Here is a 12,658-nt window from a genome sequence, read left to right as displayed (position 1 = left end):
GACACCCAGGTAACATGTTAATTTAAACGATTGAATAAGGTCTTGCTTCTGGATGTACCCTTTCACTATGAAGCTCTTTGGCTTTCCGTCCAAAAAAATTACTTGCCAAATAGGCACTAACACCTACAGTTGAAGAAACTGCTTCCGTAACCTCCAAAGATGGTTTTGGTTCTTGGGTATTTCGTTTAAAGAAAAATCCCCCTCCATAAGTCGCATTTGCCGCTGCATCAAGTGCTTTTGTGAGCATCACATCCAAATCGCCAAAATACAGTGGAATTGAGAAATTACTAGTACCTAAATCAATTCCTATTTTAAAAGGTTCTTTTATCACTGGGCCATTGTAGTGCGCACCTCTGGTATGCTCCGCACTATTTGGAGGGTAAGTAATACTCGGGATACTCTTTTCTGAAAAGTGGAGTACTGCAGCCGTAACTGTATGGCTTAGCATTGCATTGGATACAGCTCCAGTAAAGGCTTCCGCACTTACCAATGCATACTCTTTATAACTCGGTTTGGCAATTTGAATGTCTTTCGTGCGAGCATAATAACGCCGCTCTTCTCTATTTTGTTGCCAATGCTTAATATTAGCACCTATAGTTTTTAAAGCGACACCTGAGGCCACACAAACAGCACTGGCAGTTTGTAACGTTCCTGCATTAATATAATCAGTGAGATTGTAAGTAGTGCCATTATTAATATCCTTATTATATGACAACGGGTACTGTTCGTTAAAACAATAGTTCAAATTTATGAGATCCACGCCTAGAATAAAATTACCCTGAGCTTTAACCGAGCCACAATAGGATGCGCTTACATCATGTAAAGGAAGCGCATTAGAAACAGCAAATGCAGCACCGCCAAGAGAACACGCCAATGTAGCGCAGACATTCACTGTATCTGCTACTGAATGAACTGCAGTATCAAATACCCAATTCGTTGCCGTCCAAAATTTATCTCTCCACCGCATAAACATCCCTTTTTTTGATCGTAAAAAACAACTCGCTCCGTTTATTTATAGCGAGTCAAATATTGACAAGTTTTCTGTCGCAATAATCAGAACATATCTATTTCAACTGGTCAATATTATTTACAAGCTGCGCTATGATATTGCTTGCAAGAAAAGAGTGCGCGTTCTACACGATTCTAAAAATGTCGCAAATAAGAATTTATAGTACCGGCACGGTTTGTAAACAGCCAATTGATTCCTCGATTGAGTTCTCTATATAAACTGTATTTTGAATCGACCATTCCCACCCCAATGATTTGTTTGGCGGCCTTTAGTCGGTCAAGAGTCTTGTTATTAATCATAAAATAATGACCTAATACTCCTCCATAATTCTCATTTAAGCTGACATCACAAAATTGATGTACATTGTTATGAGCTGCAACCAACAACAGGGCGTTTTTTGGAAATTGCGACATCGAAGAAAAAATCTCCGAATTTAAAGTCAGCAGATGATAATGTTCGCCAGCAGATAGCCCCTCTAAGGATTGGATTAAAGCGTCCTCGTCGTGAAACGGTTCTTTTAATTCGATGAGCAAATGCATACTGCGCGCATAGGCAGCGATTACTTCATCAAGAGTAGGCACCTCCGGAGCGAGAGCGCGTAATTCATCAAATTTTAGATCGGCAATTTTTCGATCATGCCCCCAGAGCCGCTTTAACGTTGCATCATGGTTCACCACCAACACTTTATCTGCGGTGGCGTGTACATCAAACTCAATCCCCCAACATCCCAATGCTTTTGCTAAATCAAATGCTGCAAGCGTATTTTCCATAATGCCTTGAGCATGATTGTGGGCGCCTCGGTGGGCAATCAAACGTGCGCTCTTTACAATCTCTAAAGAGGGTTTATCTCTGGGCACAAGAGCAAAATAACTATCCACTGTTTTTTGCAAAAAATTAAGCAACACAATAATTTCCTGATGTTCTATATACATTTATTCTAAACAGGGAACATTGAAAACGCAAAAATAGCTGATTTCTCTTGCAACTTGTGTAAAAATAATAGACTTTTTAATTTGATGAACTGTATATGCCTTTAATCACCACCGATATTGAGCGGGCGATCTACGATTTAAAAGAAGGAAAACCTGTAGCCATCCCTACTGAAACTGTCTATGGATTAGCCGCCCCTATTAATAATGAAAAGGCAATTAGAGCTGTTTTTGCAATGAAGGATCGGCCATTAAATCATCCTTTGATTGTCCATGTTGCCCCTGACTGGGATCTCAACATGCTAGTCCAGGATATTCCTATCTATGCCCAACAACTCATTAAGACATTTTGGCCAGGCCCTTTAACTCTGGTATTTCATTGCAAACGCGATCAAATTAATCCATTAATTACTGGGGGGCAAACTACCGTAGCAATTAGATGTCCAGCCCATCCCATAGCCCAGGAATTATTAACCCAAATAGGCATTCCTTTAGTCGCTCCCTCTGCCAACCCTTTTGGGAAAGTCAGCCCCACTACGGCAGAACATGTTAGTGAATCATTCCCTCACCAAGAATTAACCATTTTAGATGGAGGTCGCTGTACCGTAGGTATTGAATCCACTATCATTGATGCGACACATGCAGAAAACTATCAAATTTTACGTCATGGGCTTCTCGATGAAAAAACCTTAGCCAAAGTCATTGCGACGCCTTCACTTAACCACAAAAATACACTTCGGGTTCCTGGGAAATTGGAAAGTCATTACCAACCCCAAAAAATCCTATATTATTTTTCCTGCTACGAAACACTTACCGATTTTTGCAAAAAAAATCCTGATAAAGTCTATGTCATTGCCAGCAGTCAACCAATAGACGTCCGTGAAGATCATTTTCATCTCTTAGAAAATCATCCTGAAAAAGTAGCCTTTGACTTGTATTACCAATTAAGAAAAGCTGATGCCTCCGATGCCGAAATTATTGCAATCGAACTTCCGCCATCTACAGGAGAATGGCAAGGAGTAACAGAGCGTATTTTAAAAGCAGGGACTCCTTATCCCAATTAATCTGGATATGATTCCTTCAATAATCTGAAAAAGCCATTGACAGATCAGCAAAATATGAGTAACTTAGCGCCACAATGCCGAGGTGGTGGAATTGGTAGACACGCTAGCTTCAGGTGCTAGTGGGGGCAACTCCGTGGAGGTTCGAGTCCTCTTCTCGGTACCATTGTACACTTGAGAACACTCAAACAATACTGACTTTTTCTTCCAAAATTGTACCATCAACTCTTCATTACTTTACTTTAAATATTGCTTGGCAAAAGTTGCGCCAATGCACTTGCCAATCGTTCTACTCCATTTATCTTGATTTTTTTTGTCTAAAGTCATGGGTATCTTAGGACTAAGTTCTTTTTCACATGCAGCGATACTATTGGGCATTAAATTTAGGCATTTCTCAGTAGTTATCCCCTTTTTAGTCAACTTTTTGTGAAATAAATGATCCTCCATCAGTCTTCCGCAGATTAGCTTCGGTGACACTAGAGTGAGATCGTTTAACCATTCCTCTTTGCTCATATCACCGGGTTTTGCTATTGTTGGCGATGTGGTGGCTGGAGGAGGAGATGATGGTGGTGTTGCCTTATTAGCAGTGCTTAAGAGATTATTCGAATAAAAATCGAGGCCGATGCAATTCCCCAATTTTTTGCTCCATATGGATACATTTTTATCGTTTATATTTTGGGGAAGCTCTGAATAAAACTTAGTTTGACATTTATCAAAACTTGCAGGAATTAATGTCACACATTTATCATAGTTAATATTTGCATTTTGCAGCAATGTATTGGTCTTAGGATCATCAACTAAGCGGCGACACATCTTTGATGGGGCGAGTTCTTTAAAAGCAGTAAGCCATTCATCCTTAGACAAGCTCTTATTCGTTGCTGCGAGTGTGACGGTGGAAAAAAATATACTACTCATACCAATTATTCTAACTAAACTTTTTTTAGACATGATGGTTATTCCCTTAAATAGTATTAAATAAAGGATAGACATAAATAGTCTGTTTTTCATAAATGGATTAAAGTAAATTTGCTGAAAGTATTTAGATCAACTCTAAGGAGGATCGCTTGAACATCATTATTTGCGGCGGAACAGGATTAGTCGGTCAGTTATTAGTCCCCGAATTACTTCAGTCCGAACATAACATTTATGTGATTGGACGAGATAAAGAGAAAATTAAACGCATCTTTTCAAATACAGTTCATGCGGTCACTTGGGATGAGCTTAATACATTAAATCCAAATGAGTTTGATGTGATCGTTAATTTGACAGGCGAAAACATTGCAGATCATCGGTGGAGTACTAAAACAAAAGAAAAGCTGCTTTCAAGTCGCATAAAAAGGACCAACCAATTGGTACTTTGGGGTATCAAAGCCACCACAAAAAAACCACATTTGTATAATGCAAGTGCTGTTAGCATTTATGGCCTCCAGAAAAAACTGGGACAAGACAATATTACTTTTACGGAAACAACACCTATCGGTTCGTCTGAAACCAGTTTTGCAAATCAATTGGTTACTCAGTGGGAAGAAGCTGCAAAAAAAGGCTTTGCAGCGGGTATGCCGGTTACTATAATGCGTTTTGGTGTGATTTTAAAGCGTGGCGGGGGCATGTTAAAGAAATTGGAATTACCTGCTCGATATGGAATGGGAGCAGTGATTGGCTCTGGAGAGCAGCCCCTGGCATGGATTGATAGCACCGACCTCGTTGAGGCGATCCGGTTTTTGATATCACGCCCTGAAATTACAGGACCGATAAATCTGGTAGCACCGCAACAGGTGTCACAAAAAACCTTTACCAAAACCTTCGCTCAGGTCCTCGGAAAACCGGCGCTGATGTGGATACCTGCATGGGCAACACAACTTTTATTTGGTCAGATGGGTGAGGAGTTATTATTATCTGGACAAACTGTTATGCCGCAGCGATTGTCAGAGTATCAGTTTAATTTCAAATATCCCACTTTATTATCCGCTTTAACTAAAGAATTTAGAGGTTAAAAATTATTATGAGTCTTCGCATATTATCCTTAGATGAAGTCAAACAAAGCATCACCATGAGCCAAGCGATTAAAGCAATGGAAAATGCATTTATTCAATTAGCAAAACAACAGGTTAAATTACCATTAAGAACGGGGATCACCATTGAGGAAGAAGAAGCGCTCACTTTAACCATGCCTGCATATCTAGCTCAAGAGAAAGCGTTGGGTCTGAAAGTGGCCTCTATTTTTCCCAAAAATAGCACTCGCAATAAACCTTCTATTACCGGTTTTATCATGTTACTTGATGCGACCACGGGCGAACCTCAAGCACTCATGGATGCGAGTTATCTCACTGCGTTAAGAACCGGGGCGATTTCTGGATTGGCAACCCAATATTTTGCAACCGATAACGCAACTCATATTGCCATCATCGGCTCAGGGGTTCAAGCAGAGACTCAACTGCAAGCTGTCTCGACTGTGCGTGATATAAAGCAAGTATCCGTATGGTCAAGGAATATTAAAAATGCAGAACAATTTGCAGCTCAATTCGCCAACCAATATAGCATCAATGTATGTGATCACATTTCTTTAGCGATTAAAGATGCGGATATTATCTGTACAGCGACTGCAAGCACCGAGCCATTAATCCACTTGCACGACCTACAACCTCATGTTCATATTAATGCCATAGGTTCACATACTTCTATGATGAAAGAAATAAGTGGCGAAGTCCTTAAACACTCGGTAGTGATTGTTGATCAATTGAGTGCTGTTATGGCTGAAGCAGGTGAAATCATTAGTGCGATACAGCAAAATCAGTTAAAACAAGAAGATATTGTTGAGCTTGGTAATTGGTTAATACAAAAAAATGTAGAGTACAAAAACAAAATCACCGTATTCAAATCGGTAGGGCTCTCCATACAAGACTTAAGTGTGGCCTCTGTCGTTTATCAAAATGCTATAAACAAGAACTTAGGAACGCTGTTTGCGCTAAATTAATGGGAGTCAAACTGTAGTTGGGTGCAACGGAACCTTCAGATTCTGCTGCGCTCCTCAGGGCTACATTTTGTACAAGGTCATCTTGGGGGGTACGACAAAGATTTCCTCAGGTTAACTGCTATTTAATTTCGCCTAATGCCTCACCTAAACGTATAGCACTCCCTGCGTTTAAAGCTTCATTCCAATGCACTTGCGCGCCATTTGCAAATAACAAGACAACCGTGGAACCTAATTTAAAGTAGCCCATCTCATCACCTTGGGCCATCATCGTTTGATCCTTATCTTTGTTGTATTCAAAATCAACACGATTCTTACTTCGTTTGATGTCCCCATGCCAACTGGTTCCTATCGCGCCAACTATAGTGGCTCCCACCATCACCATCACCATAGGACCTACTTTAGTGGAAAAAAAGATTGCCAGGCGTTCATTACGCGCAAATAATTTCGGCACAACCCGAACCGTTGAAGGTTGTACTGAAAATAAGGCCCCGGGAACATAGGTCATGGATACGATTTCGGCATCCATAGGCATATGCACCCGATGATAATCTTTAGGCGATAAATACACTGTAGCAAAACACCCATTTATAAATTGAGATGCCTTATCTTTATCGCATGCTAAAAGATCTGCAACCGAATAATAATGGCCTTTTGCCTGAATTAATTGACCTTGCTCTATAGTTCCGAGTTCACTAATACAACCATCTACCGGTGAGATGATGTCCGCGTTGGCCAATGGTCTACATTCGGGTTTTAACTGGCGGATAAAAAAATCATTAAAACAAGCGTATGCGGTGGGATCTTCGATTAAAGCCTCACTCATATTAACCTGATATTTCCTTATAAATCGTTGAATAATATAGTTTTTTACTTTTACATTTTTTACATCTGCCAAACAACCCGCAAGGGTCGTAAGGCCATGCTGAGGAATCAGATATTGAGGTAATGTTTTTATTAAATCAAAAGACATGTGAAACTCGCACCGCGTTTTTAAAAAAGGGATCATAACCTATACTTCACATGCTCACAAATATACGGGGGTAACGTCCTTACTATTACTACTTTCTCCAGAGGTAATTTGTAACTGACGATGCGAAGCACAAATCGTTTCACGATGATATTTCAGATTGGCAAGATAAAACGCTTTGTGCGTTTCAGTCATTTGAAATTGGTCCACTACTTGATATTTTTGCTCTTGCAGCATCAATGGATATTTAGAGACTTCCTTTTTAATTGTTTCTACTATTTTGACAAACAAACACTCATTTAATGTTGACGACTCACCTCCATTCATAAAGATCATGGCAAGAGCTTTCGAATTACAATTTCCATCTATATACCCTTCTACTTCTGATCTCCTGGTCACACCTATTATGCTTCCCCATGTTTGTGATTCATATTTTTTTAATGTAGAGTTGATTAAGCTCTTAAATGATTTAGGAGTTAATGTATCTACCCAATCATAAATCGCCTTATACATCATGTTGATGCCTCCATCACTATAAGGGTGAGTAAATCGCTTGTTTTCCTTCGCAAAAGATACTACATCGCTTGTAAAATCAGCGATGCCTTTTTCAAAACTCTTATCCTTATCCCTGATTGCCAAATCAATACTGGGTATAGGATGTTTTTGTAACATAAGCGGGGTAAGCCCAAGGATTAGCTGAGTATTCAATGCGCCGTTATCATGAGTTCCAGAACTTAAAACATAAGCCAAGCGATTATCACCACTTTCGCTTCCACTCGTCTTTAAATATTGTTTCACGGGTTCCTCTCGTTGACGAAATGATATTGCAGGCAATAAAGGAGCATATTTTTTATCAATAATTTCATTAATATAACGTTCTAAATCCTCAGGCTTAAGGCTTTTTGCCCAAACAAATAATGAGTCCTGATATTGTTTTTTTATATCTTCATGGGTAAAAGGCAAGACATCCCTTTTTACTGAAAGCACTGCTTTTTCCATGAGCTCATCGGTAGTGGTCAAATGCAATTGGAAACTGACCTGGTCGGCTATCAACTTAAGACTTGAAGCAATTCCATTAAATTCAGCGGCATGCGTTGTCGTGTTTGCTAAAGCTTGGCGAATTTTTAAGTTATTCGTTTGATAAAGTAAACTTAGTTTATTTGAAAAATCGAGATTATCTTCTTCTGTAAGATCCTTGCGTTCCTTTTCATAATAAGCTTTTGTGACCGCCCGAAATTCATTAACAAAAGCGACCATCGATAATAATGCATCTCGCAATTTACTGTCCTTATCTACACTAATTTTTGACTCAAGAGTGTCGGCAGAAAGTAAGGGGAGATTTCCAAATAATTCCCATGCACTGGTTAAGGTTTCATCGGTGGCATTTTTACTCACCAGTTCAGAGATTTGAACATATGGCGGATTCGTAGCCTCTTTCAATAAATCGTTTGTTAGTCTATAGGAGCTATAAATTAACTCTTTCATTATAGGAGCAAACGCATCTCGCCAAACTTGGTGATAACGTTTTTGCAATTCACCAAGATCATACTTAAGCGGCTCCTCTTTAGTATAGTTTGTTTTATTTTCCTCTTTGGCCCATTCCTCTACCTTGCGATAAAAAGATGGCTTTTGGTAAAGCGCCAAATACGTGGGGGGTAACGGTAACCCATATCCGTTATCCATACATCCCATATAAAAGACTACAACCCGGTACAAATTATCATAATGTTCCTGATATAAGTTCATCATAAAATCAACGAATGATTCTTTGTTCGTTTTTTCATTACAAAAACGAGGATACATCTCTTCGTATTTTTTCGTTAAAAGGGGATCGGTTTCATCTAAGGAGGTGTAATTTAAAGGCAGATCACCGAAGAGCTCTGTTAAGCGTTTGCGTTGAACTTCAGGCTGGAACGTTAATAAAGCTTTTAACGCCGCAGCGAACTTTTGTTCTTGGGCAACAGAATTTTGCGCTAATCGTGCGAACTCAACTGGGTCGGCATAAGCTTTAGGCAATTGTTTAAGCGCCAGTTCTTGTACCCCAGGTACGATTACCGGAATAGTCTCTTGTCCAGGATGTGTGTAATGTGGCCAGTGATAAGGCACCGAGTCCTGAACATTAGGAAAAGCCTCATAATCACGAACAGTCAGGGTAATGTGTTTTTTAGGGACGCCGATTACTGATCTTGGCTCTTTCATGTAGATAGTGAACCAATAGAAAAACATATCGAAATCGATGTCACCGGCTAAACTAAGGTTATGTGGATGCGCATCATCATCATCAAGAAACCATCTGCCAAGCAAAATCTCCATGATGTTTTTCTCAATAAGTGTTTTTACGCTGGGCGCAACTTGTTCCTTTAATGTACTGTTAACAGGTATACCTTCTTTAGAGAAATGAAAAGGTTTAAAATCTTCCACGCCAATGGATAGTGTTCCGATTAATTTATCTTGGGTGTGCCCCCTTTTTGCTGTGATTTCTAGAATATGACCTTTTACCGTTTGAAGCTGCTCTATCGTCAAAGGCTGTTCAGGATTAAAACCTGGTATATCTTTTATTAAAATTGTATCTTCTTTAACCAATCCTTCGGGAGTCTTAACAACGTATTTCAGCGAATCGTGTTTATCTAATTTAATAAAGAGTGTGTTCTCTTTCTGTGGATTATTATCCGACATTAATTCAATATTATACTGCTCAAATACCAAGCGCTCTTCGGCCGATCTTTTTCCTTGGAACAACCTTTTGAATGATGAAGTAGCTACACTTATTTTGGCTAATAATTCGGGGTAGTGATTTTTAGGTTCTAATTTTTTAAAGAAAGCCTTCTTGATAACACCATCTTCTTCAAAGGTAACCTGAAATGTTTGATGAGAGCTATCCGAGATAGGAGTTTTTTCAGAATAAGTGAGTTGGCTATGTGTTAGCGCCTTTTTTGGAATTCCCATATGTTTAATCCATTAAATCACAGTCGTCCTTTAGAATAGTTCATATTAAGCAGAAATATTCAATAAGTTCAAGAATAATTTTAAAACAGATAACAAGGAAACTAAACAGTACGGTTCAAGTGCCAACCACATCACTAAAAAATGGTCTTACATACGATGTTTTTTTACTTTTTTTATTATAACTCAGCAAGTTAGTGCCTGTGAGTAAGAATGCCCTAGCCCGGAGGGAGATAAGTTCTCGGGCTAAGGCTGTAGCCTATTACGGGCTACACTTGTTTAACTCATTTTACAACATGGAGTGAATGACCAAACCTCATTTTCATCCTCGTTTTTGGGTTCTATAAGCTTCAGGACTTCTTTATCAAGAGCACGGATCTCTTCTCCTGATCTGGTTTGATTAAAAAACCAACAATTTCCAGTCTTGTGGTATTTATATCCATTAGCTCCGAAAACTGAACAAGCGGTAATCACTATATTAGCAAGGACAATTATCGCCTTGTAAAGATATGACTCGATTTTGGGATCAACAATATCAAGAATTTTCTGTTCAGCTTTCTTTAATTCGCCCTTCAGTTCTTCTGCTAATTCAGGATTCGAAAGCATTTTATAAGCGTTAGTGTATAATGTTTTTCTATAGGCCTCTTCTGCTTGATTCCATTCCTCAAGCGTTGGTCTATCTGAAGCCGCTGAAGCCGCCCCATACAACCGCTCATGAATTATTTTAAATTGTGCTTCAACTCGTAAAATAACCTGGCGAAAGCGCTTGGCTTTTTCACTTTCATCTTCTTCCTTTGCCGCGAATTCAACTATCTCATTTTTGAGCTTTAAATCTTGCATTTGGCTGACGCAAATAAACCGCTCTCGTAAACTTGTAGCTAAAGCCAATTGCTCTGGATCTTTTATTGCAAGGACCGCATTGCCTTGAGTCTGAATCCCATTTTGTACACCAGCATAGAGAACCTTTATTAATACCTTTCGAGTATTCTTTTCAATATGTTTCAACTGCGGTAAAAACAGACGTAGGGCTTGCGCCTTATGATTTTTATCCAACACCCATTGATAAGCCTCTGGGTTTATTGCCTTAGACTCCCATACTCCTGACTCCCTTAATAAAAGTAGAGCCTTACTCGCAGCTTCAATTTCTGGCGGCATTAAACGCCGTAAATAAGAAGAAGGATTGTCTAGGTCTGCAAGTTCTTCCCTAAAATGATGCAGGATTGATTCATACAAATGGTTGCGAGGACTTAATGCAATTCTGTACAGTTCTTGAATACTGTGGGTTTTCCTTTGATCCAAAGCAACCAAGGTCGAAGCCAATAAGGGATATTCTCTTGTTGCTTCAATTATTGATTGATAACCATCGAAAGATAAAGATCCTTTAACCCAAAAAATCAAACAAAGTCGCTTACAGTCTTCATCGGGTAGAGAATGAATTAACCTTAACTCCTCGAGTTTTTTAGAGTCTTTAAAAAATTGGGGGACATCTTCCGTAAGTGCCGGCTCTAATGTAACTAAGCTATCTATAGCCTGATAATACGCTTCATCAGATAAAATAAGACGGATTAAATCTTCAGGGTAGTTTTGTTGAATTAAAAAGGGAATTAATTTAATTTGCGTCTCATTCCACATAAAACCACTGAATTTTTTAATAAAATTCAAATTCTTCAGTAGATCCCGGTTTTGTTCGAGAAGCCCTTTTTCATAAAATGTGATGATGATTTTTAATAGACTCTTATTAATCCGCTCATCATCGGTGAATTGAATTCCCAAAATTTCCTTACATAATTGGCTGGAAGGCAACAAAAGTTCCTTGATTAAGGAGGCAGGTAAAGAAAACTCATTCAGTATTTTGTAATGAACAAGCAAATCTAAAGCTGGATTGTCTGTAAATAAGGCATGAAAATTTAGTTCGCGAAAAGGAATAGAGGCACGAATTGTTGCTGCATCCTGACCTACATGTAACTTTTGCATCAATAGCGCAACACGTTGAAAGCGTAAATTGATTCCATTATCAACATTGAATGCATTTTGGATTAAATATTTCGGCAGCGCAGAACCAAGCTGATTAAATACTTGTTCTAGAGAGGACACAGCAGAAATAGTCATCCCCGAGTCAGGTGCTTTAATAAACGGTTGTAAATCAAAACTCGCTGCGCAAATAATTTCCCGGTCCTTTGGCACTGCATGGCCTTTTCTCATTAAGCCTATTACCCATTGTTTTGGGTCATCCTTTCGATACATCACCATGAGACCACAGTCTTGTCCTGCGTCATCAATATAAGCGAAATCTTGGCGAATCAAATGAGCACGATAAACTTCTGAGGCTTCACCTTTCTTCTTTAGAGGCTCGGGACCAAATAAATAACCCAAATTACCTGCAGTCATATTACCCTGCAGAAAATGCGTTGCTGATGCTTGTTTTTGCCAAATATTTAAATGTTTTATCGCTTGCGGCATAGTGCCAAGAAAATTAATGACTTCCCTACAAATTATTTTTATGTCATTTTTTTGCTCTGCAATTGCCCAGTCCTGTCCAAAAGCTTGGAACATTTGTTGTGCATTTCCCTGTACGATGAAAGGCATAATTCATTTCTCAATATGACAAATTGAGAGTATTATAACCAATAATTGCCCCAAGTGGTGATGATTTTTTGCTAAAATTGCATTTTTAATACCTTATTGAACATTGCTATGATAGATTCTCAATAAGGCAGGCAAAAACTGACGTAAAAGAGCACTCTTTTCGCTCTATAAAAAAGTTATTAAGCAGTT

General features: G+C 38.9%; 9 protein-coding genes and 1 tRNA gene. 4 read left to right on the top strand and 6 right to left on the bottom strand.

The window, feature by feature from the left end:
• Positions 1 to 22: 22 nt before the first annotated feature.
• Together ACWTEW_RS10175 and ACWTEW_RS10170 are read right to left on the bottom strand one after the other, a co-directional pair.
• Positions 23 to 967, bottom strand: coding sequence for a hypothetical protein (locus ACWTEW_RS10175; protein ID WP_454781562.1), 945 nt, complete (start codon positions 965 to 967; stop codon positions 23 to 25).
• Between the two features lie 176 nt (positions 968 to 1,143).
• Positions 1,144 to 1,914, bottom strand: coding sequence for a glycerophosphodiester phosphodiesterase (locus ACWTEW_RS10170; protein ID WP_454781561.1), 771 nt, complete (start codon positions 1,912 to 1,914; stop codon positions 1,144 to 1,146).
• A gap of 122 nt (positions 1,915 to 2,036) precedes the next feature.
• Between ACWTEW_RS10170 and ACWTEW_RS10165 the strand changes: the two genes are divergently transcribed.
• Together ACWTEW_RS10165 and ACWTEW_RS10160 are read left to right on the top strand one after the other, a co-directional pair.
• Positions 2,037 to 3,002 (top strand): L-threonylcarbamoyladenylate synthase, encoded by a 966-nt coding sequence (locus ACWTEW_RS10165; protein ID WP_454781560.1) that lies wholly within the window; start codon positions 2,037 to 2,039, stop codon positions 3,000 to 3,002.
• Positions 3,003 to 3,078: 76 nt separating this feature from the next.
• Positions 3,079 to 3,165 (top strand) — tRNA-Leu (locus tag ACWTEW_RS10160).
• A gap of 71 nt (positions 3,166 to 3,236) precedes the next feature.
• Here the strand turns inward: ACWTEW_RS10160 and ACWTEW_RS10155 are convergent.
• Entirely contained in the window at positions 3,237 to 3,947 is a 711-nt protein-coding gene (locus ACWTEW_RS10155) for a hypothetical protein (protein ID WP_454781559.1), read from the bottom strand.
• Between the two features lie 116 nt (positions 3,948 to 4,063).
• Between ACWTEW_RS10155 and ACWTEW_RS10150 the strand changes: the two genes are divergently transcribed.
• Together ACWTEW_RS10150 and ACWTEW_RS10145 are read left to right on the top strand one after the other, a co-directional pair.
• Complete coding sequence (locus ACWTEW_RS10150; RefSeq protein WP_454781558.1) at positions 4,064 to 4,993, top strand: TIGR01777 family oxidoreductase; 930 nt, start codon at positions 4,064 to 4,066, stop codon at positions 4,991 to 4,993.
• A gap of 8 nt (positions 4,994 to 5,001) precedes the next feature.
• Positions 5,002 to 5,973, top strand: a complete 972-nt coding sequence (locus tag ACWTEW_RS10145; RefSeq protein WP_454781557.1) for an ornithine cyclodeaminase family protein — start codon at positions 5,002 to 5,004, stop codon at positions 5,971 to 5,973.
• 118 nt (positions 5,974 to 6,091) lie between these two features.
• Here ACWTEW_RS10145 and asd read toward each other — a convergent pair whose 3' ends face one another.
• The 3 genes from asd to ACWTEW_RS10130 form a co-directional block, all read right to left on the bottom strand.
• Positions 6,092 to 6,943, bottom strand: coding sequence for an archaetidylserine decarboxylase (gene asd / locus ACWTEW_RS10140; RefSeq protein WP_454781556.1), 852 nt, complete (start codon positions 6,941 to 6,943; stop codon positions 6,092 to 6,094).
• Positions 6,944 to 6,997: 54 nt separating this feature from the next.
• Positions 6,998 to 9,886 carry a hypothetical protein gene (locus tag ACWTEW_RS10135; protein WP_454781555.1) on the bottom strand — a complete coding sequence of 963 codons (2,889 nt, stop codon included), beginning with the start codon at positions 9,884 to 9,886 and terminating at the stop codon, positions 6,998 to 7,000.
• Between the two features lie 276 nt (positions 9,887 to 10,162).
• Positions 10,163 to 12,469, bottom strand: coding sequence for a hypothetical protein (locus tag ACWTEW_RS10130; RefSeq protein ID WP_454781554.1), 2,307 nt, complete (start codon positions 12,467 to 12,469; stop codon positions 10,163 to 10,165).
• Between the last annotated feature and the right edge of the window lie 189 nt (positions 12,470 to 12,658).

This window comes from Legionella stuttgartensis, from assembly GCF_977063405.2.
Note: the sequence above shows the minus strand (reverse complement) of the source record. Positions and strands in the feature narration are given on the sequence as shown.

Bases quoted from the DNA above. Each gene is read 5' to 3' on its own strand.
- ACWTEW_RS10175 (WP_454781562.1), bottom strand. From the start codon at position 967: ATGCGGTGGAGAGATAAATTTTGGACGGCAACGAATTGGGTATTTGAT.
- ACWTEW_RS10165 (WP_454781560.1), top strand. From the start codon at position 2,037: ATGCCTTTAATCACCACCGATATTGAGCGGGCGATCTACGATTTAAAA.
- ACWTEW_RS10155 (WP_454781559.1), bottom strand. From the start codon at position 3,947: ATGTCTAAAAAAAGTTTAGTTAGAATAATTGGTATGAGTAGTATATTT.
- ACWTEW_RS10145 (WP_454781557.1), top strand. From the start codon at position 5,002: ATGAGTCTTCGCATATTATCCTTAGATGAAGTCAAACAAAGCATCACC.
- asd (WP_454781556.1), bottom strand. From the start codon at position 6,943: ATGTCTTTTGATTTAATAAAAACATTACCTCAATATCTGATTCCTCAG.
- ACWTEW_RS10135 (WP_454781555.1), bottom strand. From the start codon at position 9,886: ATGGGAATTCCAAAAAAGGCGCTAACACATAGCCAACTCACTTATTCT.
- ACWTEW_RS10130 (WP_454781554.1), bottom strand. From the start codon at position 12,469: ATGCCTTTCATCGTACAGGGAAATGCACAACAAATGTTCCAAGCTTTT.